Raw genomic sequence first — 22,372 nt, 5'->3', positions numbered from 1 at the left:
GCCGGCGCTCTCGACCAGCGGCTCCGGCAACGCGGCATAGCCCGCCGTTTCCGCGATCTGGGCGAAGTCGACCTCGGACAGCGCGATGCCGCCGGCAGCCTCGGGCAGCATCACCAGCGTCAGCCCGGTCTCGACGATCGCCGCCCAGCGCGTGGGCTCGCGCGCCTCGCCCCGCGCCATCTGCTCGCGCAGCTGTGCGGGCGTGCAGGTGTCGGCCAGCAGCGTCCTGGCGGTCTCGGCGAACATCGCCTGCTCTTCGGACAGGGTGAAGTCCATCAGCGCGGCAGGCCGAGCATCCGCTCGGCGATGATGTTGCGCTGAATCTCGTTCGATCCGGCGTAGATCGGACCGGCGAGCGCGAAGATATAGTCGTCCAGCCAGTCATCCTCGCCGCCATTGCGCGGTGCTGTGGGCAACAGCTCGGCGGCCGGGCCAAGTATCTCCAGCGCGGTCTGGTGAAGGTGGATGTCCAGTTCCGACCAGAAGATCTTGTTGGTGCTCGCCTCCGGCCCGATCTTCGCGCCCGCCATCAGCCGGCTCGCGGTCGAGTAAATCGAAAGGGCATAGGCCTCCGCGTTCATGAAGGCGCGCGCCACCTGCGTCTTCAGCGCCGGGTCGACCCGGTTTTCGTGGCGGCGGTACAGGTCCGCCAGCTTCGCCGCCGCGACCTGATAGCGGGCCGGGCTGCGCAGCATCAGCCCACGCTCGAACCCCGCCGTCGCCATGCAGATGTGCCAGCCCTGGCCCTCGTCGCCCAGCCGGTTGAAGGCGGGCACGCGCACCTCGTCGAGGAAGATCTCCGCAAAGCCTATATGGCCGTTGATCTTGCGGATCGGGTTGATCGTCACGCCGGGCGCATCCAGCGGGAAGAAGATCAGCGACAACCCCTGGTGCCGCTCGCTGCCGGGCGCGCGGAACAGGCCGAACGCCCAGTCGGCGAACGCCGCACGGCTCGACCAGATCTTGTGGCCGCTCAGCACGTAATCGTCGCCGTCCGGCACCGCGGTCGCGCGGACGCCGGCCAGGTCGGAGCCCGCCTGCGGCTCGGACCAGGCCTGCGCCCAGATATCGTCGCCGCTGGCCATCGCCGGCAGGAACCGCGCCTTTTGCGCATCGGTGCCGAACTCGATCAGCGTCGGCCCGAGCAGGAAGATGCCGTTCTGGTTGACGCGGCCGGGAGCGCCGGCGCGGTAATATTCCTCCTCGAAGATCAGCCACTGGATCAGGTCGAGCCCGCGCCCGCCATAGGCCTTGGGCCAAGTGACCATGCCCCAGTCGCCCGACTTCAGCGTCCGTTCCCAGGCGCGGTGCGCCTCGAAGCCGGCGCGGCTGGCATCGTAATGCTCCAGCGGCGCGGCAGGCACATGCGCCTCCAGCCAGCCGCGCACCTCGCCGCGGAACGCGACCTGCTCGGGCGTGTAGGTCAGGTCCATCAGAACGACGCCGCCTTCCCGGTCTCGACGAAGGCGTCGCGCGCGCGCTGGCTGTCGGCGTGCAGGTACATTTCGAGGGTGAAGCCCTGTTCCCAGCGATAGCCGCGATCGACGTCGCGCGGCTCCAGCCCGTTGAGCGCCTCCTTGGCGATCACCAGCGCGGTGCGGCTCTTGCTGGCGATCGCCGCACAAAAGGCGCGCGCCTCGTCGAGCAGGGCAGCGCGCGGCACGACCGTCTCGACCGCGCCGAGCCGATAGGCCTCCTGCGCCGGGATACGGCCGCCGGTGAAGAAGGCCGCGCGCACCTTGTGCAGCGGCAGCATCCGCGACAGGTGGCTCGCCCCGCCCATCGCGCCGCGATCGATCTCGGGCAGCGAGAAATAGGCGTCGTCGGCGGCGATGATCGTGTCGGACGCGCCGCAGATGCCGATGCCGCCGCCGATCACGAAATTGTGCACGGCCGCCACTACCGGCACCGCGCAGTCGCGCACCGCCTTGAAGGTCAGGTAGTTGCCGCGGTTGAGCAGCGTGATCCGCTCGGGATGCGCCTGCATCTCCTTGATGTCGACACCGCCGCAGAAGCCGCGGCCCTCGGCACGGATCAGCACGACGTTGACGCCGGCATCCTCGCTCGCCTGCCGCAGCAGCGCGGGGATCGCGTTCCAGGTCTCGCTGTCAAAGGCGTTGACCGGCGGCACGTCGAACACGATCTCGGCGATCCGGTCGCGCACGGTGAGGGTGATCGGCATCGCGATCTCCTCAGGCGGCCAGCGCGGCGAGGCGGTCGTGCGCCTCGGCGACGACGCGATCAACCAGCGCCTGGCAGGTCGGCAGGTCGTCGATCCGGCCGCCGACCGTGCCCGTCGCCATCACGCCATGCTCGATATCGCCATGCACCATCGCCCGCTGGATCAGCATCGGCGTGTTGGCGGCCATGATCGCCTGCTTGAGCGGCATCGCGCCATGCGCGGTCATGCCGCGGGCGGAACGGAGCATGTCGGGCCATGACGCACCGGTCTGCGCCTTCATCCGCCGGCCGCTCTCCAGCGCGCGCAGCCACATGCTCCATGGCCCCGAGCGCTCGATGCGGTCCATCGCCCTGGACCGCACCATCCGCTGCGGGATTCCATCCAGCTTGGTGGTGACGACGATGCCGTCGGTGGTGGCGTCGAGATAGGCGGCCTTGGTGCTCGCCGGCACCGGGCTCTCCTGCGTCAGCAGGAAGCGCGTGCCCATCGCGATGCCGACCGCACCATAAGCGAGCGCCGCCGCCAGCCCGCGCCCGTCGGCGAAGCCGCCGCTGGCGATCACCGGCAGCCGCACCGTGTCGAGCACCTGCGGCAGCAGGACGGTGGTCGGCACCGAGCCGGTATGGCCGCCGCCCTCGCCGCCCTGTACGGTGATCATGTCGACGCCCAGCTTGGCCATCTTGTGCGCATGTTTCACCGCGCCGACGGTGGGGATGCACAGGATGCCCGCATCCCTGAACCGGCCGATCATCGCCGCGTCCGGCCCGCGTCCGAACGACACGGCGCGGACCTGGTCCTTGTTGGCGACGATCAGGTCGACGATCGCGCTCGCGCCCGGCTGGAACATGTGGAAGTTGACGCCGAACGGCCGGTCGGTGCCGCGCCGTACCGCCAACAGCTTCTCGCGCGCCTCGGGCGGGGTCATCACCGCCGCACCCAGGAAGCCGAACGCCCCCGCGTTGCTGCTGGCGACCACCAGGCTCGGCTCCGCCACCCAACCCATGGCGGTCTGCACGATCGGCCAGCGACAGCCCAGCCGCTCAACCAGGACGGTATGGAGCGGCTCGCCCATCAGTCTTCGCCCGCCGCCTGCTTGTTGGCCGCCGCCATCGATCGGGCGTCGAGGCCACCCAGGCTGTTGGTCGAGGTCAGGTCGTTCTGCGCATGGGCGAAGTGATGCATGTGGAACACCGCGTCCATCGCGGTGCGCTTGCCGCGCAGGTCCTCGACGTGGTTGAGCGCCTGCTTGGTCAGCCAATTGCCGAGCCGCGGCCGCGACGCGAGCTCGTCCGCCATCGCCTTGACGTCGGCGAGCAGCGTGTCGCGGGTCGACAGCTGGTTGACCATGCCGAACTGATACGCCCGCGCCGCCGGCATCCGCGCGCCGAGCAGGATGAACTCCTTGGCGACCCGCGGCGGCAGCTCGAAGCCGTGCGCGAAATACTCGACGCCGGGGATGCCCATGCGATTGACCGGGTCCTGGAAGAACGCATCGTCGGTCGCGACGATCAGGTCGCACACCCAGGCCAGCATCAGCCCGCCGGCGACACACGCGCCCTGCACCGCGGCGATCGTCGGCTTGGGGATGTCGCGCCAGCGGCGGCACATGCCGAGATACACCTCATGCTCGCGGGTGTAGAGGAACTCGGCGGCCGGCTTGTTGGCGTGATCGGGCGTCAACGTCTGCCGATCCCATGATGCGGCCACGTCGCGGCCCGGCGTGCCGATGTCGTGCCCGGCGGAGAAATGCTTGCCCTCGCCGCGCAGCACGATCACCCGCACCGCGTCATCGTCCACCGCGCGGCGGAAGGCGGCGTCGAGCGCATAGGTCATTTGGCTGTTCTGGGCGTTGTTAAAGCCCGGCCGGTTCATGACGACGTGCGCGACCGCGCCATCCACCTCGTAGCGCACCGATTCGCCGGTCTCGTAGACGATCTCGGCCTGGCGCGGCTCGACCAGGTCGCTCATGCCGCCGCCCCTGGGTCGCCCGGCGGATCGTCCTTGAACACCTTCGCCCGCATCCCGTGCGGATCGAGCGCGGCGATCAGCGCCAGCTGCTCGGGCGTCGGTGCGGGGGTGGTGGGGATATCGCCGGCGGGCCGGGCGAGCGGAAAGCCGGTATTCTCCTCCACCTGCCCGGCCGTCACGCCGGGGTGCAGCGAGACGATCCGGACCTGATGCTCCGGCCCGCCGAAGTCGAGCACCGCGAGGTTGGTGACGATCAACCGCAGGTCGAGCCCCGCCGGAGGCTTGCCGTTGACGTAGCGCGCCGGATTGTACCCCGCCATGCACACGAAATCGACCTCGCCCTCGACGAAAGTCCGCTTGCTGTGGTTCGGCACGAAGAAGCTGTTGGGGTGGCAGATCGAATTGCCGGGAAAGCCGCGCGCGCCCAGCATCGCCGATTTCGGCCGGCGGTGATCGCCGATCACGCTGATATTGGCTTGGCCGTACCGGTCGATCTGGACCGGCCCGACCATCGCATGGCGCCGGCCGCTCCACAGCGCCGAGAAGATGCGGTCATACGGGGCCCAGCCCTCATATTCGGGTTGGGCGAGGCGCTTGCCCAGCGGCACCGGCGCGGTGGTGTACAGGCCCTCGCCATCGCTGGTCTGGATGGCGGGCGCGAAGCTCAGCTTGGCGAGCCCGGCCCCCAGCCGCGGCAGCGGACCGATGCCGGTGGCCATCACCTCGCCGACGTCCCGCCACGCCTCGGCGCAGGCGACGATCACGAGTTCGGCGAGCGAATAGGTCATGTCAGTAGATCGCCACGGGAGAGGCGGCGATCGTCGCCGCGCCGCCGACCGCGGCGACATAATCGTCCTGCGCCACGTCGACGAAGCGCGCGCGATACGCCGCCCAGGCCTCGGGCGACGCGGCGCTGTCGACATAGGCAGCGAGGTGCGCCGGATCGAGCTGGTAGTCGGGAGCCGCGCTGGTCGGGTGCGCGCCGTAGGGGACCTCGGCGACGCCAGTGATCATCGCGCGCTCGACCAGGTTGAACCGCGCATTGGCGCGCATGTCCAGCTCGGCGGTCGGCACGATGCGCTCCACGCTGGCGAAGCTGCGGGTCGAGGCGCGGACCAGCAGCTCGTCGAAGAACGGATCGAGGCTGAAGGTCAGCAGGTTGCCGGCCGGGTCCGAGCGATGCGCGTGGATCAGGGCCACGTCCGGCGCGATGGCGGGCATCGCCACCAGCGTCTCGCCGTCCTCATACGGGCTCGTCACCGTCTTGAAGGCGAAGCCGGCCTGGGTGATGATATCGGTGCCGATGCCGATCCGGGTCGGCAGGAAGGGCAGCTTCATCGCCGCGGCGCGCAGTCCCCAGTGGAACATGCCCTCGTCAAGCTCCAGCACCTCGAACGCGCTGGCCTGGCGCGCGGCACGAAAGTGCGGGTCCAGCGGATGATGGTCGAGCGTGACGAACGCGAAGACCAGCTTGCGGATTTTGCCGGTGGCGGCGAGCAGGCCGACGTCGGGGCCGCCATAGCCGGCGACGAGGGTCAGGTCCTTCAGCCCCGACCGCGCGATCGCCCGCACCAGCGCCATCGGCTTGCGCCGCGTCGCCCAGCCGCCGATCCCGACCGTCATCCCGTCGGACAAATGGTCGACGACGTCCTCGATCGTCATGCGCTTGTCGAGCATCCGATCAGTCGCCCTTCTCATGCGCCCATTGATGGCCCCAGTCGCTGATGCCGAGGCTGGTGGTCGGGACCCAGGTGTCGGGATCGATCACCAGCCCGTTCCAGCCATATTCGATGTCGAACCCGCCGGGCGTCCGCACGTAGAAGGAGGTCATCTTGTCGTTGACGTGCCGTCCCAGCGTCGCCGACAGCACCACCTTGCCCTTGCTGCCGAGCACGCGGTCATAGGCGCGGCCGACATCCTCCAGCGTCCCCACCTCCAGCATCATGTGCACCGCGCCGTTGGGGTTCTCCGGCATCTGTCCGAGCGCCAAGCTGTGATGCCGGCCGTTGCGGGCGTGCATGAAGGCGAAGCCGACACCGGGATCGTCCGGACCGCCGCCGCCCAGGTAGAAGCGGCCGAGGTCGCTGTCGCGAAACCCGAGCACGCTCTTGTAGAAGGCGTGGGTCTCCTCGAACGCCGGCGCGGTCAGGACGATATGGCCGAGCCCCATGTCGCCATTGTCGCCGGTGACGAAGCGGCTGACCGCAGCGGGCGACACGAACGGCACGTAATCGCAGAAGCGGCCATGGAAGATCTCGAAGGCGTTGCCGCACGGGTCCGACGAGCGGGCGAGCGCATAGACCTGGCGGGCGCGCGCTTCCATAATGTCGGCATGCTCGACCGGCCGCCCGGTCGCCTCCAGCTTGGCGACCGTCGCGTCGAAGCTGTCCTGCGACGCCAGTTCCCACGCCGGCGCGACGAACGCCTCGCGCTCTCCCTTGCGGATCCAGAAACGGAACGGTCGGTCATCCACGCGCAGCAGCAGCACGTCGGGATCGTCGGACCCGGCGTCCATGACGCCGAGGATCGTGGTGCCGAACTCACGCCATGCTGCCAGATCGCGCGTCTCGATGACGACGTAGCCCAACGACTTCACGCTCACCCATCCCGCTCCCGTTCAGAGACAATGGCGGTCTGGCGACTGTTCGGCTAAACCGACGCCCGTCCGCGTTGATGCAGCGCTAAAACCCCGGCGCGGACAATGCAACCCCCGCTGTCTTCTTGACACAATGCGTAGAAACGTACATTTACGTCTACGCACTATCAGGCGCTGGGCCAAGCGGCGACAGGAGACCGGACATGAACGTGATGACCGCAGATTTTTCGAGCGACATCGGGGCGGAACTCGATGAGCCGCTGGTGACGGCGGAGATCCTGATCGAGCGCGCTCGCGCGATGGTGCCGGTGCTGAAATCGCGCGCCAAGCAGGCGACGGCCGCGCGGCGCATCCCCGCCGAGACGATCGCCGAGATGCAGGAGGCCGGCTTCTTCCGCATCCTCCAGCCCAAGCGATGGGGCGGGTACGAGATGAACCCCAACGTGTTCTTCGAGGTGCAGAAGCTGCTCGCCGAGGGCTGCATGTCGACTGGCTGGGTCTATGGCGTCGTCGGCGGCCATCCCTATGAGCTGGCGCTGTTCCACGATCAGGCGCAGGTCGATGTCTGGGGCGACGACGACAGCGTGCTCGTCTCCTCCTCCTATCAGCCGGTCGGCAAGGTCGAGCGGACCGAGGGCGGTTTCTACCTGTCCGGCCGCTGGGGCTTTTCCAGCGGGTGCGAGCATTGCGACTGGGTGCTGCTCGGAGCGATGATCCCCCCCGCCGAGGAGGGCGGCGCGCCCGACATGCGCACCTTCCTGTTGCCGCGCGCCGATTACGTCATCGAGGATGCGTGGCACACCTTTGGCCTCCAGGGCACCGGCAGCCAGGACATCGTCGTCGATCGCGCCTTCATCCCCGACTATCGCACCCACAAGGCAGCCGACGGCTTCCTGTGCCGGAACCCCGGCCAGGCGGAGAATGACGCGCCGCTGTTCCAGCTACCCTGGGCGCAGATCTTCCTGCGGCTGGTGTCCACCGCCGCGCTGGGCGGAGCCAAGGCGGCGGTGAAGGGCGCACTGGAGATCACCGCCAACCGCGTCTCGACCAACACCGGCAAGGCGTCCAAGGCCGACCCGCTGGTGCTGGGTGCGATCGCCAAGGCTCATGCCCAGATCGACGAGATAGAGGTCGTCCTGCGCCGGAACATGGACGACATGCTCGGCCATGCCGAGCGCGGCGAGGACGTGCCGATGGAGAAGCGCACCCTATACCGCTATCAGTCCTCGTCGGTGGTGCGGCGCTGTGCCGAATTGGTCGACGCGCTGCTGCCGCTGCTCGGCGGACGGGCGATCTACATGTCGAGCCCGGTGATCCAGCCATGGCTGGACCTCCATGCGGCGCGTGCGCACGTCGCCAATGATCCCAACAACATGGCTGGCGACGTCGTCGGCGGCCTGATGGGCCAGGCGCCTGCGTTCATGTTCCTCTGAGCGGGCGGCAGGCGAGGAACGTCTGGTCGATGGCCGAGTGGCGGACAAGCACGCACCGCGTGGCGGGCGGCCATGATCTGGTGGTGAACGAGGCCGGCTTGCCCGACGGGTGGCCGGCGGTGTTCATCCATGGCAGCGGACCGGGCGCATCGGGCCGGGCCAATTTCGGCGGCAATGTCGATGCGTTCGTCGCGGCGGGGTTCCGCGTCGTGCTGCCCGACCTGATCGGCTATGGCGCATCGTCCAAGCCCGCCGGCATCGACTATACGCTCGCGCTGTTCACCGATACGCTGCACGAGGCGCTGCGGGGCTGCGGCATCGAGCGGGCGACGCTGATCGGCAATTCGCTGGGCGGCGGCATCGCGTTGCAGATGGCGCTTGATCATCCCGGTTTCGTCGATCGGCTGATCCTGATGGCACCGGGCTGCATTGAGGAGCGCGAGGAGTATTTCAAGATGCCGGGGATCGCCGGCATGGTCTCCTCCTTCGGCAGCCCCGATTTTGACGAGGCCGAGCAGCGCCGCCTCCTCGTCAGCCTCGTCCACGATCCGGTGCACGTCACCGACGCGCTGGTGAAGGAGCGGTTCGCGGTCGCGCGCACCCAGCCCAAGGACGTGCTGGTACGGATGCGCACGCCTAACCTGCGACCGCGGCTGGGCGAGCTGAAGCTGCCGATCCTGGTGTTCTGGGGCCATGCCGAGCGCTTCATGCCGCTCAGTGGCATCGATCATTTCCTGACGCAGTGCGACGATGTGCGCGTCGTCACCTTCGCCAAGGTCGGGCATTGGGTGCAGGTCGAACGCGCGGACGAGTTCAACCGCTACGCCCTCGCCTTCCTGCATGATTAGCGCCACGGCGTCGCGGCACGCCGACGACCTCTACCAAGCGTTGCGCGACCGTCGCACCGTGCCGCCCCTGATCGCGCGCGATCCGTCGCTGACGATCGATGACGCCTATGCGATCTCGCTCAACATCCTGAAGCGCCGCGTCGCCGATGGCGAGCGCGTGATCGGCAAGAAGATCGGGGTGACGTCGAAGGTGGTGCAGGACATGCTGGGCGTGCATCAGCCCGATTTCGGCTTCCTGACCGACCGGATGCTGGTCGAGGGCGATATCGACATCGCCGCGCACGGGCTGATCCAGCCGCGCGCCGAGGCCGAGATCGCCTTCATCCTGGGCAGCGACCTGAACGGCTCCGGCATCACCGCGGCGGACGTGCTGGCCGCGACGGCCAGCATCGCGCCCTGCTTCGAGATTGTTGACAGCCGCATCGACGACTGGCGGATCGGCATCGCTGACACGATCGCCGACAACGCCTCGTGCGGGGTGTTCGTGCTGGGCGAGGCCCGCGCCGATCCTCGCGAGTTCGACTTGAGCGCGCTGCGGGTCACCGTCGACAAGAACGGCGCGCCGCTCAGCGAAGGCTATGGGTCGGCGGTGCAGGGCTCGCCGCTGCAGGCGGTGGCGTGGCTGGCCAACACGCTCGGCGCATATGGCGTGACGCTGGACGCGGGCGACGTGATCCTGTCGGGGTCGCTGGTGCCGCTGGCGACGGTCGCGGCGGGCGACCTGTTTGAAATGGAACTGCACGGCATCGGGCGATGCGCTGCCCGGTTCGTCTGAGGAGAAGGCGTTGAGCAAGGTCAAGGCGGCGATCATCGGGTCGGGTAATATCGGCACCGACCTGATGATGAAGATGGTCAAATACCCGCAGAACATGGAACTCGCGGTGGTGGTCGGCATCGACGAGCGGTCCGAGGGGCTGGCGCTGGCCCGCGAGCGCGGCGTCGCGACCACACATGAAGGACTGGACGGGCTGAGGGCGATGGCCACCTATCCCGACATCGGCATCGTCTTCGACGCGACCTCGGCCTATGCGCATGTCGAGCATGACGCGAAGCTGCGCGCCGACGGCAAGCAGGTGGTCGACCTGACCCCGGCCGCGATCGGCCCGTTCACCATCCCGCCGGTCAACATGGCGGCGCATCTCGACCAGCCCAACGTCAACATGGTGACGTGCGGCGGCCAGGCGACGATCCCCATGGTCGCCGCGGTCAGCCAAGTGGCGACCGTCCATTATGCGGAGATCGTCGCGTCGGTGTCGTCGCGCTCCGCCGGGCCCGGCACCCGCGCCAACATCGACGAGTTCACGCGCACCACTGCGCGCGCGATCGAGGCGGTGGGCGGGGCCGCGCATGGCAAGGCGATCATCATCCTCAACCCGGCCGAACCGCCGATGATCATGCGCGATACCGTCTTCACCCTGTCGGAAGGCGGCGACGAGGCGGCGATCCGCGCCTCGATCGAGGCGATGGTCGCCAGGGTGCAGGCCTATGTCCCCGGCTATCGCCTGAAGCAGGAGGTGCAGTTCGAGCGGTTCGGCGACAACAACAGGCTGACCATCCCCGGCCGCGGCGAGTTCAGCGGCATCAAGACGTCGATCTACCTGGAGGTGGAGGGCGCGGGCGACTATCTGCCGAGCTATTCGGGCAATCTCGACATCATGACCGCGGCGGCAAAGGCCACCGGCGAACTGCTCGCCCAGCGCATCCTCGACCGGAGGGTGGCGGCATGACCTTCGACGTGGCTCGCGACAAGCTCTACATCCAAGATGTGACGCTGCGCGACGGGATGCACGCGATCCGCCACATGTACGGGCTCGACCATGTCGCCGCGATCGCCCGGGCGCTGGACGAGGCCGGCGTCGACGCGATCGAGGTGGCGCATGGCGACGGCCTGTCGGGCGCGAGCTTCAACTACGGCTTTGGCGCGCATACCGATTGGGAGTGGCTGGAGGCGGTCGCGGGCGTGCTGCGCCGTGCGGTGCTGACCACACTGATCCTGCCGGGGCTCGGCACCGCCGAGGAGCTGCGCCGCGCCTATGCGCTGGGCGTGCGCTCGGTACGGGTGGCGACGCATTGCACCGAGGCGGACGTCGCCAAGCAGCATATCGGCATCGCCCGCGATCTCGGCATGGACGTGTCGGGCTTCCTGATGATGAGCCACATGATCGAGGCGGAAGCGCTCGCGCAGCAGGCGCTGCTGATGGAGAGCTATGGCGCGCATTGCGTTTATGTGACCGACAGCGGCGGTGCGCTCGACATGGACGGGGTGCGCGACCGGTTCCGCGCCTATGACCGGGTGCTCAGGCCCGAGACGCAGCGCGGGATGCACGCGCACCACAATCTCTCGCTCGGCGTCGCCAACTCGATCGTCGCGGCGCAGGAGGGCGCGGTCCGCATCGACGCGTCGCTCGCCGGCATGGGTGCGGGCGCGGGCAACGCGCCGCTGGAGGTGTTCGCCGCTGCCGCCGACCGCAAGGGCTGGAATCACGGCTGCGACGTGATGAAGCTGATGGACGCCGCCGAGGATCTGGTCCGGCCGCTGCAGGATCGGCCGGTCCGCGTCGACCGCGAGACGCTCGCACTGGGCTATGCCGGCGTCTATTCGAGCTTCCTGCGCCATGCCGAGAAAGCCGCGGCCGACCATGGCCTCGACACCCGCACGATCCTGGTCGAGCTGGGTCGGCGCAAGATGGTCGGCGGGCAGGAGGACATGATCGTTGACGTCGCGCTCGACCTCGTCAAGGCACGCGAAGCCGCGGCGTGACTCAGGCCAGTTCGTTGATGCGGCAGGCGTCGGCGGCGGCGATGAAGCCGAAGGTCATCGCCGGCCCCAGCGTCGCCCCCGCGCCGGGGTAGGAATAGCCCATTACCGATCCGGCGACGTTGCCGACCGCATAAAGGCCCTCGATCGTGCTGCCATCCTCGCGCAGCACGCGGGCGCGGCCGTCGGTGACGAGCCCGCCATTGGTGCCGATGTCGCCCAGGTGTAGCGGGATCGCGTAAAAGGGTGCCTTCTCGACCGGGCCCAGCGTCGGGTTCGGTCCGACCCGCGGATCGCCGTACAGCTGGTCATAGGCGCTTTGGCCACGGCCGAAATCCTCGTCCGTGCCCGTACGCGCCATGGTGTTGAACCGGTCGATCGTGGCGGCCAGCGTTGCCGGATCGAGCTTCGTGCCGGCGGCAAGCTCGGCGATCGTCGCCGCCTTCACCAGTACCTGGCGCGCGCCCTTGCTCAGAAGGGCGTCGGGGATGTTGGGGATCACCGGCCCGGCCGGGTATCGCGCCCGATAGCGCGCGTCGAAGATCATCCAGCTCGGATCGGCATCCGCCACCTGCTGCATCGTCTCGCCGAAACGATGATAGGACAGCGCTTCGTTGGCGTAGCGCCGCCCGGTGCGGTCGACGATCAGCGAATAGGGCAGCGCCCGCTCGAAGGTCGACAGGCGGCTGCGATCCTCGCCGGGGATGCGGAAGATCGGTGCCCACCAGGCCGAGTCCATGTTCCGCACCGCCGCACCCGTGGCACGCGCCGCAACAAGAGCGTCGCCGCTGTTGTTGACCTGCGACCCCGAGGCGAACGGATCATGCGCTACGCGGAGGTGCTCGGCGCGCAGTGCCGCGTTGCGCTCGAACCCGCCCGCCGCGAGGATCACGCCCTTGCGCGCGCCGATCCTGAGGTCGCGCCCCTCGTGCCGCACGACCGCACCGTCGATGCGGCTACCCTCCTCGATCAGCGACACGAACGGGCTGTTCAGCCACAGCGGCGTGCCGGTCTTGTCGAGCGCGTTGCGGAGCAGGCCGAGCAGCGCCGTCCCCAGTGTGAGCCGCCGGTCGCGCGGGCTGCGCAGACGCTGCGGCAGGTCGAGCCAATAGCCCGCGAACGCCTTGCCGATCGTCTTCCACCACCCCTTGGGCCGGAACAGGGCGACATAGGTCTCGGCCAGCACCCAGTTGATCCGGCCCCACAGGCTGGAGGCGGGCGAGGCGCGCTGCATCGTGTCGAACGCGGCGCGGTTCATCTTGCGCGCGTCGAACGCGCCCGGGATGAGGTGCGTGCGGAACCCCTCGCGGCTGCCGGCGACGTCGGGATAATAATCGGGGTAAGGCAGCGCGGCATAGGCGATGTCGGCCTCGCGCTCGATCCAGGCGATCATGCGGTGGCCGTTGTCGACAAAGGCATGGATCTGGTCGTCGGCGACATTGTCCGCGGTCAGCGCGCGGACATAGCCGAACGCATCGTCGAGGTCGTCGGCGTGGCCGGCGGCGGCGGCGAGGTGACTGCCCGGTATCCAGATGCCGCCGCCCGAGGTCGCCGAGGTGCCGCCCCACATCGCGCCCTTCTCGACGACCAGCACGTCGGCCCCCGCCCGCGAGGCGCGCAAGGCGGCGACCAGCGCACCGGCACCCGATCCGACGACCAGCAGGTCCACCTCTTTATCGAACGTCATACCCTCTCCCGTTCTATCGTTGTCGTCGCCGCTATGCGCGCAAGGTCCGGAAGAAGGCGCGCACGTCGTCGACCAGCGCGTCGGGCGCTTCGATCGGGGCGAAATGGCCGCCCTTGTCCATCGTCTTCCAGGATTGCAGATTGTAATATTTCTCCGCCCATTTGCGCGGCTGCGGCATGACGTCGTGCTCGAACTGGAGGACGCCGACCGGCGCTTCGACCACCGGCAGCCGGTCATGAACCGGACCGTCGCCGTTGCCCGCCTCGAAATAATAGCGCGCCGAACTGCCGAAGGTCTCGGTCAGCCAGTAGATCATCGTCGAGGTGATGAGATCGTCCTTGCTGAAGACGGTCTCGAATCCTTCGCGGCAATCGGCCCAGGCGTGCCGCTTCTCGACCAGCCAGGCGGCGAGCCCCACCGGCGAGTCGTTCATGGCGAAGGCGAGCGACTGCGGCCGGGTCCGCTGCACCGCCATGTAGCCGGCACCCTGCTCCATGAAGGTCTGGGTCTTTAGACCCCAGGCATAATCCTGGGGAGTAAAGTCGGCGGGCTCGGGAAACGGCGGCTTGAAGGCGGCGATGAAGTGCAGGTGCGCGCCGATGATCCGGTCGGGGAACTTGTGCCCCAGCACCGCCGACACCATCGCCCCGAAGTCGCCGCCCTGCGTGCCGAAGCGGTGGTAGCCGAGCCGCTCCATCAGTTTGAGCCACAGATCGGCGGTGTTGAAGAAGTTGACGCCCGGCTTGTCGAGCGGGGCGGAGAAGCCGAAGCCGGGGAGCGAGGGCACGACGATGTCGAACGCATCCGCGGGATCGCCGCCGAACGCCGCGGGATCGCTGAGCGGTTCGATGATCTTGCGCATGTCCCAGAAAGTCCATGGCCAGCCATGATTGAGGATCAGCGGCGTCGGGTTGGGACCCTTGCCGCGGACGTGGAGGAAATGGATCGGCACGTCGTCGATCGTCGTGCGGAACTGCGGAAATGCGTTCATCCGCCGCTCCTCCGCCCGCCAGTCATACCCGTCGAGCCAGTACCCGGTCAGCTCCCGCATGAAGGCGAGATTGGCACCGACCTGCCACCCGGAGTTGTCGCCGATCTCCCGCGGCCAGCGGGTCCGCGCCAGCCGCTCGCGCACATCGACGAGATCGGCGTCGGGTATCTCGATCCTGAACGGCGCGATGTCTTCAGCCATGATGCTGCGTCCCTCTCTCTTGGTCCTGATCCTTGAGGATCATGGCTCTTGGCTGACGAACCGGTAGAACAGCATGGCCGCGACGCGCATCCGCTCGCGCGCGACCGCGACGTCACCGTGGTGCGACCGATAGTTCAGCGCCGATCCAAGCTCGCGCAGCGTCGCCTCCGCCCAAGCCTGCCGAAACGTCTCGCCCGGCTCCATCGCCTTCCGGAACGCCGCCAGCCGCACCGCGAACGCGGCCATCACCTGCGCCCCGAACTTCAGCGCGGGCGCGGGCGCGTCGCTCAGATGCGCGGTGGAGACGATCAGCTCGGCGGGGCCGCGATGCTCGCTGACGAACTGAGCGAAGTGCGCCAGCCAGGTCTCGACCTGCTCGCGCGTCGGCACCGGGCCGGGCAGCGCGGCGATGACCTCGCGCACCTCATGGATATAGTCCTCTGCGATCGCCGCCAGGATCGCGTCCTTCTCGCGAAAGTGCGTGTAGAGGGTCGAGCGCCGGATGCCGGCCCGCTGCGCGATCTCCTCCATCGTCGGGCTGGCGAACCCGCGTTCGATGAAGACCGCATTGGCTGCTGCGCACACCTGCGATCGGGTCGCCGCCTTGCGGCCGCTGCTGGAGCTAGAAGGAGCGAAAGAGGCGGCATTCATCGGCATCGTTGCTCCTGCTAGCACGGTAGTGCGTATTTAAGGTAGAGAGTTTCTGCGCATAGCATATGGACGCGGTGTCCATTTTGCTTTAGCGAGTCGATCAGTTGCAGCGAAATGGCGACAGGAGGATGCGATGACGGATCTTGTGATGAGAAAAATCCCCTTCTCGTTCGAGGGCGTGGAGTTCATCTGGAACCGGGACAATCCCGTCTTCTCGATCGCCATGAACAAGATGTCGTTCTTCGCGATCGGCTTCGAGCGCTACATCTGCCAGGCGGTTCGCGACGCCGAGGCGCTGATCAAGGACCCGGAAGTGCTGGCGGAAGCCCGCGCGTTCCGGGAGCAGGAGGCGATCCATTCGGTCGCGCACCGCAAGCACATCAAGGCGCTGATCGCGCGCTATCCGGGCCTGCAGGGTACGCTGGACAAGGTGATCGGCTCGTTCGATGAGCTCTACAAGCGCGAGTCGCTCAAGTTCCACCTGGGCTATGTCGGCGGGCTGGAGAGCGTCTTCACGCCGATGTTCCGGATGTTGATCGACCATCGCGACGTCTTGTTCGAAAAGGGCGACGCGCGTGTCGCCTCGCTGTTCCTCTGGCATTTCTTCGAAGAGATCGAGCATCGCAGCTCGGGCCTGATCGTCTACGACGAAGTTGTCGGCAGCTATCTGTACCGTGTCCGCAACTATCGGCACTATATGCGCCACGCCAAGGACATGTACGCGATGATGGACGCCGAGTTCCGCGAGCATGTGACCGATGTGCCGCACAGCTATTACATGATGAAGAGCGATGTCGTCTTGCCGCTGAAGTCGCGCCTGCGCTCCTTCTTCGGCATCCTGGCGGCGCAGCTGCCGTGGCATAACCCGGAGCACGAGGCGCTGCCCGACTATTACTATGAGTGGGGCAAGCGTTATCAGGGCGGCGAGGACATGACCCGCATCTACGGCACGCGCGAGGCCGAGCCTGTTCACGCCGAACCGGAGCTGGTGGCGGCGTAAGCAGGATCAACGATAAGACAAACAGGAGAGCGAACATGCATGATCTCGTCATCCGCGGTGGACGCATCGCCGACGGCAGCGGCAGCGACGCATTTACCGGCGACGTCGCCATCAAGGACGGCGTGATCGTCCAGGTCGGCGGTCAGGCCGGCCCCGCCGCCGACGAGATCGATGCCGATGGCGCGCTGGTGACGCCCGGCTTCGTCGACGTGCACAGCCATTATGACGGCCAGGCGACCTGGGACGACACGATGGACCCGTCCTTCTCCAACGGCATCACCACGACGATGATGGGGATGTGCGGCGTCGGCTTCGCGCCTGTCCGCCCCCAGGATCGCGACCTGATCATCGCGGTGATGGAGGGCGTCGAGGCGATCCCCGGCATCGTGCTGGCCGAAGGCGTGCCGTGGAAGTGGCAGAGCTTTCCGGAATATATGGACTTCCTCGACAAGCGGAAGTTCGGTGTCGACCTGGGCGTCCTCGCGCCGCACGCACCGATGCGCGTGTTCACCATGGGCGATCGCGCGGTGACGCATCAGGCCGCGACCAGCGACGATCTGGCGGTGATGACCGACCTCGTCCGCGAAGCCATGGATGTCGGTGCGTTCGGCATCTCCGCGGGGCGGATTACCGACCATATCTACGGGGCCGAGCGCAACAACCCGCCCGGCACCTTCGCCGAGCATGAGGAGTTCTTCGCGCTGTCGGCAGCGATGGCGGAAAGCGGTCGCGGCCGGTTCCAGATCGTGCCGCGCGGCGCAGCGGGAGCGACGCCCTATTCGCCGGTCCTGACCCGCGAGGAGCGGGTCGCCGAGCATCGCCTGATCGAGGATATCGCCCGTCACTCCGGCCGGCCGGTGCATTACCTGCTCCAGCAGTTCGACAGCGACGCCGACGACTGGCGGATGATGCTCGACATGACGCACGACGCCAATGCGGCCGGGTTGCCGGTCTACGCCCATATCGCGTCGCGCGGTTTCGGGTTGATCTCGATGCTGGACGGCTTCCACAACTTCGCCGCGCGGCCCTCCTATCTGGAGATCGCCGCTCTGCCCCTTGCCGAGCGCGTCCGGGCGATGCGCGAGGACAGTCGTCGCGATGCGATCCTGTCGGAGGCCAATCTCGGCGTGGAGACGATCGGTCAGGACGCGGCCAACGGCGTGATGATGATGGAGGCGCTGGGTGGCCGCGGCTATCTGTTCGGCCCCGGCAACAGCGAATATGAGCCGACGCCCGACCGCATGGCAGAGGCCCTGGCCGCGGCGCGCGGCCTGCCGCTGGAGCGGGTCCTGTACGACCACCTCACCGCCGACACCGGCGGCAACAGCGTCGTGCATCTGCTGATCAACTATTCGAACGGCAATCTCGATCATGTCCGCACGATGCTGCAGGACCCCACCACGATCTCGTCGCTGGGGGACGGCGGCGCGCACATGAAGCTGATCTCGGACGCGTCGATGCTGCCGTTCCATCTCAGCTTCTGGGCGCGCGACCGCAAGCGCGGTCCCAGGCTGCGGCTGGAGGATATGGTCGCGCGGATCACCGGCCTGAACGCGCGGTGCTTCGGGCTCGACGATCGCGGGTTGCTGAAGACCGGCCTGAAGGCGGACGTCAACGTGATCGATTTCGACGGCATGGCGCTGGGTGCGCCGAAGATCACGCATGACCTGCCCGCCGGCGGCGCGCGGCTCAACCAGGCGACGTCGGGCTTCCTCGCCACGGTGCTGAGCGGCACGGTCTCTCGCCGCAACGACCAGGACACGGGCGAGCGTCCGGGTCGCCTGATGCGCGACGGCCAACCGCGTGCGACGTCTTCCATGAAAGAAACGCGCGCCTACGCATCGGCGTAGTTGATCTGCCGATGTTCGGCTCCCGCCTGCGCGAGGCGGGAGCCGAATTGGCTTAGCGGAATGAACCGCTGAGCATCAGCCCGAACACGCGCGGATCGTTGTAGATGCCGGCGCGATAGTTCGAAGTGTCGATCACATCGACCAGGTTCTTGTTATTGGTGATGTTGCGCGCGAACACCGCCGCCTCGTAACGGCCGAACGCATAGCCGAGCTTCGCGCCCAGCTCATAGTTGCCGTTGGCGGTGTATTCGACCGAGCGGTACAGGACGAAGTTGGTGTGGCCCTGGACGTTGATGTCGCCGGCCAGGAACAGCTTGCTCTTGTCGGACAGCGGCAGGTCGTAGCGCGCGTTGACGTTGATGTTGTAGTCCGGCGCGTTCGGGAACGGGTTGTGGTTGATCTGCGCGAAGTAATTGTTGCCGATCCGCACGGTCGGATTGAGCACCCGCTCCGATAGCACGCCGCCCGCCGCGCCGACCTGGGCGTAGACGCTGGTATCGTCGATCTCCGTGTGCAGCAGGCTCAGCCCCGCGCCGATGTGGAAATTGGCGATCGGCCGTGCATCCAGCTCGGCCTCGGCCCCATAGCCCTTGCCCTTGTTGGCGTTGAACAGCACGCCGTTGCCGTTGGCATCGTTGCCGTTCAGCTGGATATGGTCGACGACATAATAGAAGCCGGCGGTGTTGAAGTGGATGCGGCCGTCCCAGAACGAGGTCTTCACGCCCGCCTCATAGCTGGTGTTGGTCTCCGAATCCGCAGTCGTATAGGCGGTGGCGAACACCGCCGAGCGGCCCTGGATGGTTGGCCCGCGAAAGCCACGCGCGACGCGGGCATAGACGCTGGCCTCGGACGACACCTGGTAGAGCAGGCTGCCGTCGAAGCTGGGCTTGGTGTCCGACAGGCGGCAATATTGCGCGGTGCCGCAGGCGTAGGACGACGCCGGCGCGGTCACCGGCACCGCCAGGTTCACGAAGTTCGGGTGGAGCAGCAGGTTGGTCGTCTTGACGTCGCGCGTCACCCGCACGCCGCCGGTTGCGGTCAGCTTGTCGGTGAGCTGGTAGCTCGCCTGCCCGAACGCCGCATAGGAGAAATTATGGTCGTGCAGCAGCACGAAATTGTTCGGATTGGGCGCGGTACCCAGCACATTGCTGGTCAGGAAGAAGCTGCGCTGGTCGAATTCGGTATTGTCGCGCTGGTCGAAATAGATGCCGCCGAGCTGCCACTTGAAGCGGCCGGTGTCCGGGCTGGCGAGGCGCAGCTCCTGCGTCCACTGGTCGAGGTAGCGCAGCCGGCCCTGCGACTCGCCGCAGCCGACCGCGCAGTAATTGGCGGGGGTGCCGCCGAAGTTCGCCGCCGCGCCGCCATCGGTGTCGCCGCGGCTGTAGCCCGACGCATGTTCCCAGGCGGTGATCGAGGTGAGCGTCGCGCCGCCGAAATCGTAGCTCGCCTTCAGCGAGGCACCATGCGTCTTGTACGCCTGCGGGTTGTTCTGCGCCTCGTCATAGACGACGACCGTTCGGTCGAACGACGCCGGCACCGCGTTGGTGCCGGGCAGGATCGAGCCGCGATAAAAGATCGACGCGAAGCCGGCGAAGTCGCGGTAATGACCGGACACCCGGACGCTGAGCTTGTCGCTCGGCTTGGCGAGGACCTGCAGGCGAAGGTCGCGCTCGTCGAAGCCGTTGAGCTTGTTGTGGCCGCCGACGGTGCCGTCATCCGACGGACCGGTATAGACGTTGCTGATCCAGTTGTCGCGATGCTGGAACAGTCCCGACAGGCGGAAGCTGATGCTGCCGTCCTTGGTCAGCGGCCCGCCAACGCCCGCGTCGAGGTTGACGCTGTTGAAGCGGCCATAGCTGGCCGAGCCCTGCCCGGCCCAGGTCTCGCTCGGCTGGGCGGTGTCGAACTTGACGATGCCGGCCGTGGTGTTGCGGCCGAACAGCGATCCCTGCGGGCCCTTCAGCACCTCGACCTCGGCGACGTCGAAAACCGGGTTGGACTTGAGGACGACATGCTCCTCGACCACGTCGTCCTGAATGACCTCGACCGGCTGCGACGCACCCAGGTAGAAGTCGATGTTGCCGAGGCCGCGGATGTAGAAGCGCGGGAAGATGCGGCCGGTCGAGGTCTCGACATAGAGGCTCGGCACCTTGCCCGACAGCGACAGCAGCGTATCGCCGCCGGCGGCGTCGTAGTCGTGCAACTGCTCGGGTCGGATCACCGAGACGGCGACCGGCACGGCGAGCGTGTTCTCGCTGCGGCGCTGCGCGGTCACGACCACCGTGTTGCTGTCGTCGGCCTGGTCAGTCGCGGCCGGGCCGCCGGCGATCTGAGTCTGCGCGGCGGCGGGGATGATGGCGAGCGTCGCGGCACCCGCGAGCAGCAGGGCGGCCAGTTTAGAGCTATTCATGTCGTCGATCCCCCAAAGCGTGGACCGCGCCATCCTGTCTCGGACGTGCGCGGCGTGGGAAGGCTTTGCCCGCAACTCGTGACGACTTTATGGCAGCGGCGACGGTGAGTTCGCCAATTCGCGGCGGATCGGCCCTGCCTCAGCCGACCAGCCGGTCGACGATGCGCAGCCATGCCGTGCTGTGGCCGACAATCGTGGCACTCAGATTGTCGAGCACGAACATGACCAGCGCCACCCAGAACGACACTGGGTGGACGCGCCGAAACGTCGCGAGATCACGCGCCGCGCTCGCCGCGAGTGACACGACGATCGGCAGGACGACGAGCGCGCCATGCGGGCGCAACGCCGGGCTGTGACCGATGAAGTGCGCGAACGGGGCCGGCAACAGCGCCACCGTCGCGAACAGCATCAGCCGCTTGTGATAGTCGCTGCGGTGCCGGAGGATCAGTCCGGCCGCGATCAGCAACCCGAACTCGGCGATGTCGAGCAGCGGAAAGATCAGCTGCCCACGCGGCCCGAGCGGATCGTGAACGAGGTCGAGGTCGCCGCTGAAGTCGAAGCCGCGCCGCGTCATCGCGATCGCCGTCTCGTAACCGACCAGGACCATGGCCGCAGCAAGGATAGCGGCAGCGATGCCAAGGCGGAGATGTGCGTGGTAATCCCCGCGCCCGATCAGGATGGTCTGCGCCAGGAAGGCCAGCAGCCACGCGAAGAACAGCCCGCCATGTACCACGACGAGCGCTGTCGCGGAGCCTAGCCGATGGCTTCGATCGACCATCGACGGCGCGAACGGGACGGCCGACACCAGCAGGCAGGCGACCGCCATGCCGATGTAGAAACGTCGGCCGGACGGCGGCTCCGCCCAGCGCGATGGCCGCGCGGCAGCCGGTTCGGCCGCCATCTGCGCCGCCAGAGCCGTCATCGCGGTCCGGCGGCCGTTGCGGGGTCGTGCGCGGCGGCGCGGGCATCGATGTTGGTATTGTGGCCGTGGACGATCCGCCAGGCACCGTCCGTGCGCGCGAACAACAGCGTCATGACGCTGCCCGCCGCCGGATAGGGACGGCCGTCGGGCGTCGGGCCGGCACCTTCCATCATCGTCCGGTTGATGCCGAGGGCGAGGCCGTCCGCCACGGCACGCAGTTCCAGCGACATCTGGGTCAGGCGGCTGGTCGCAAACATCGTCCGGTGCAGCGCCTCGTGCGCGCGGCGGACCTGCTCGCGGCCGGTCCACTGCATCCCGACGACGTTGATCCACCCGACATCGGCAGCCATGTCGGCGACGAGCGCAGCCATGTCGTGCGCGTTCCAGGCCGCGGCGTGCCGTGCCATCACGGCATGGAGTGCCGCCTCGTCGTCGGGCGACAAGGCGATGGCGGCGGGATCGGACATGACGGGCTCCACGGATCGTTGCGGGCGGCTCCTCGCGAGCGCCCCGGCTCTCGCTAATGCAGGCCGCCGCCCCGTCGATAGTAAGGAACGGTCATCGCTCCACTTGATGTGCAAGCGGATAGGCGGACGGTATGGAGCCCGCCAGCGCGCGGAAATCCTTGTCGAGATGCGCCTGATCGAACCATCCGAAATCGTGGGCGATGTCGGTCCAGCTGCGCTCCGGGGCGGCCGACTTGGCGGCGAGGGCAGCGCCCAGCCGGATGATGCGCGCGTACCGCTTCGGCGCCATACCCACCTGACGCTCGAACAGCCGCCTGAACTGGCGGGGCGACACGGTGTCGGGCGGGATCAGCGCCGCCGTCTCGCCGCGGCCGGCGACGCGGCGCATCCGCTCCGCTGCCGCCGCGA

The 22,372-nt window shown here is 67.7% G+C and carries 22 protein-coding genes; 7 read left to right on the top strand and 15 right to left on the bottom strand.

Features of this window, described 5'->3' with window-relative positions; genetic code table 11:
* The 8 genes from HUU96_RS01525 to HUU96_RS01490 all read right to left on the bottom strand — a co-directional run.
* A partial coding sequence (locus HUU96_RS01525; protein WP_174291100.1) for an acyl-CoA dehydrogenase family protein occupies positions 1 to 276 on the bottom strand: 276 nt, incomplete at its 3' end.
* The gene (locus HUU96_RS01520; RefSeq protein ID WP_174291099.1) at positions 276 to 1,433 is read right to left on the bottom strand and encodes an acyl-CoA dehydrogenase; all 1,158 of its coding nucleotides are present in this window, start codon (positions 1,431 to 1,433) and stop codon (positions 276 to 278) included. The genes HUU96_RS01520 and HUU96_RS01525, both read right to left, overlap by 1 nt.
* Positions 1,433 to 2,182: an enoyl-CoA hydratase family protein gene (locus HUU96_RS01515; RefSeq protein WP_174291098.1), complete on the bottom strand. Its 750-nt coding sequence runs from the start codon at positions 2,180 to 2,182 to the stop codon at positions 1,433 to 1,435. Before HUU96_RS01515 ends, HUU96_RS01520 begins: the two co-directional genes overlap by 1 nt.
* 10 nt (positions 2,183 to 2,192) lie before the next feature.
* Positions 2,193 to 3,254, bottom strand: coding sequence for an NAD(P)H-dependent flavin oxidoreductase (locus HUU96_RS01510; protein ID WP_174291097.1), 1,062 nt, complete (start codon positions 3,252 to 3,254; stop codon positions 2,193 to 2,195).
* Entirely contained in the window at positions 3,254 to 4,150 is an 897-nt protein-coding gene (locus tag HUU96_RS01505; RefSeq protein ID WP_174291096.1) for an enoyl-CoA hydratase, read from the bottom strand. The genes HUU96_RS01510 and HUU96_RS01505 overlap by 1 nt, the downstream gene beginning before the upstream one ends.
* Positions 4,147 to 4,938, bottom strand: coding sequence for a CoA-transferase subunit beta (locus tag HUU96_RS01500; RefSeq protein WP_174291095.1), 792 nt, complete (start codon positions 4,936 to 4,938; stop codon positions 4,147 to 4,149). Before HUU96_RS01500 ends, HUU96_RS01505 begins: the two co-directional genes overlap by 4 nt.
* A 1-nt stretch (position 4,939) precedes the next feature.
* Positions 4,940 to 5,848 carry a CoA transferase subunit A gene (locus HUU96_RS01495; protein ID WP_254604857.1) on the bottom strand — a complete coding sequence of 303 codons (909 nt, stop codon included), beginning with the start codon at positions 5,846 to 5,848 and terminating at the stop codon, positions 4,940 to 4,942.
* The gene (locus HUU96_RS01490) at positions 5,832 to 6,752 is read right to left on the bottom strand and encodes a VOC family protein (protein ID WP_174291094.1); all 921 of its coding nucleotides are present in this window, start codon (positions 6,750 to 6,752) and stop codon (positions 5,832 to 5,834) included. The genes HUU96_RS01495 and HUU96_RS01490 overlap by 17 nt, the downstream gene beginning before the upstream one ends.
* A 206-nt stretch (positions 6,753 to 6,958) precedes the next feature.
* Here HUU96_RS01490 and HUU96_RS01485 point away from each other — a divergent pair, with 206 nt between their 5' ends.
* From HUU96_RS01485 to dmpG, 5 genes are read left to right on the top strand one after another with little or no spacing between them, the layout of a single operon-like run.
* Positions 6,959 to 8,179 carry an acyl-CoA dehydrogenase family protein gene (locus HUU96_RS01485; protein WP_254604858.1) on the top strand — a complete coding sequence of 407 codons (1,221 nt, stop codon included), beginning with the start codon at positions 6,959 to 6,961 and terminating at the stop codon, positions 8,177 to 8,179.
* Between the two features lie 29 nt (positions 8,180 to 8,208).
* Complete coding sequence (locus HUU96_RS01480; RefSeq protein WP_174291093.1) at positions 8,209 to 9,027, top strand: alpha/beta fold hydrolase; 819 nt, start codon at positions 8,209 to 8,211, stop codon at positions 9,025 to 9,027.
* Positions 9,020 to 9,802 carry a fumarylacetoacetate hydrolase family protein gene (locus HUU96_RS01475; RefSeq protein ID WP_174291092.1) on the top strand — a complete coding sequence of 261 codons (783 nt, stop codon included), beginning with the start codon at positions 9,020 to 9,022 and terminating at the stop codon, positions 9,800 to 9,802. Before HUU96_RS01480 ends, HUU96_RS01475 begins: the two co-directional genes overlap by 8 nt.
* Positions 9,803 to 9,812: 10 nt before the next feature.
* Entirely contained in the window at positions 9,813 to 10,754 is a 942-nt protein-coding gene (locus HUU96_RS01470; RefSeq protein ID WP_174291091.1) for an acetaldehyde dehydrogenase (acetylating), read from the top strand.
* Entirely contained in the window at positions 10,751 to 11,788 is a 1,038-nt protein-coding gene (dmpG, locus tag HUU96_RS01465; protein WP_174291090.1) for a 4-hydroxy-2-oxovalerate aldolase, read from the top strand. Before HUU96_RS01470 ends, dmpG begins: the two co-directional genes overlap by 4 nt.
* Before the next feature lies 1 nt (position 11,789).
* Here dmpG and HUU96_RS01460 read toward each other — a convergent pair whose 3' ends face one another.
* The 3 genes from HUU96_RS01460 to HUU96_RS01450 are packed head-to-tail and all read right to left on the bottom strand — an operon-like array spanning position 11,790 to position 15,315.
* Positions 11,790 to 13,472, bottom strand: coding sequence for an FAD-binding protein (locus tag HUU96_RS01460; protein WP_174291089.1), 1,683 nt, complete (start codon positions 13,470 to 13,472; stop codon positions 11,790 to 11,792).
* Between the two features lie 31 nt (positions 13,473 to 13,503).
* Complete coding sequence (locus tag HUU96_RS01455) at positions 13,504 to 14,664, bottom strand: epoxide hydrolase family protein (RefSeq protein WP_174291088.1); 1,161 nt, start codon at positions 14,662 to 14,664, stop codon at positions 13,504 to 13,506.
* A gap of 39 nt (positions 14,665 to 14,703) precedes the next feature.
* Entirely contained in the window at positions 14,704 to 15,315 is a 612-nt protein-coding gene (locus tag HUU96_RS01450) for a TetR/AcrR family transcriptional regulator (RefSeq protein WP_174291087.1), read from the bottom strand.
* Positions 15,316 to 15,463: 148 nt separating this feature from the next.
* On the opposite strand from HUU96_RS01450, the gene HUU96_RS01445 reads away from it, so the two are divergent.
* Positions 15,464 to 16,315, top strand: coding sequence for a metal-dependent hydrolase (locus HUU96_RS01445; RefSeq protein ID WP_217430237.1), 852 nt, complete (start codon positions 15,464 to 15,466; stop codon positions 16,313 to 16,315).
* Positions 16,316 to 16,350: 35 nt separating this feature from the next.
* Positions 16,351 to 18,165 carry an N-acyl-D-amino-acid deacylase family protein gene (locus HUU96_RS01440; RefSeq protein WP_174291085.1) on the top strand — a complete coding sequence of 605 codons (1,815 nt, stop codon included), beginning with the start codon at positions 16,351 to 16,353 and terminating at the stop codon, positions 18,163 to 18,165.
* A gap of 52 nt (positions 18,166 to 18,217) precedes the next feature.
* Here HUU96_RS01440 and HUU96_RS01435 read toward each other — a convergent pair whose 3' ends face one another.
* From HUU96_RS01435 to HUU96_RS01420, 4 genes are all read right to left on the bottom strand, one after another.
* Positions 18,218 to 20,575 (bottom strand): TonB-dependent receptor, encoded by a 2,358-nt coding sequence (locus HUU96_RS01435; protein WP_174291084.1) that lies wholly within the window; start codon positions 20,573 to 20,575, stop codon positions 18,218 to 18,220.
* A 139-nt stretch (positions 20,576 to 20,714) separates the two neighbouring features.
* Entirely contained in the window at positions 20,715 to 21,497 is a 783-nt protein-coding gene (locus HUU96_RS01430; protein WP_174291083.1) for a hypothetical protein, read from the bottom strand.
* Positions 21,494 to 21,964, bottom strand: coding sequence for an SgcJ/EcaC family oxidoreductase (locus tag HUU96_RS01425; RefSeq protein ID WP_174291082.1), 471 nt, complete (start codon positions 21,962 to 21,964; stop codon positions 21,494 to 21,496). The genes HUU96_RS01430 and HUU96_RS01425 overlap by 4 nt, the downstream gene beginning before the upstream one ends.
* Positions 21,965 to 22,055: 91 nt before the next feature.
* The coding region (locus tag HUU96_RS01420; RefSeq protein WP_217430236.1) for a helix-turn-helix domain-containing protein at positions 22,056 to 22,372 on the bottom strand (317 nt) is incomplete at its 5' end.

The sequence above is a fragment of the Sphingomonas bacterium genome (assembly GCF_903644135.1).
GTDB lineage: Bacteria > Pseudomonadota > Alphaproteobacteria > Sphingomonadales > Sphingomonadaceae > Sphingomonas.
Note: the sequence above shows the minus strand (reverse complement) of the source record. Positions and strands in the feature narration are given on the sequence as shown.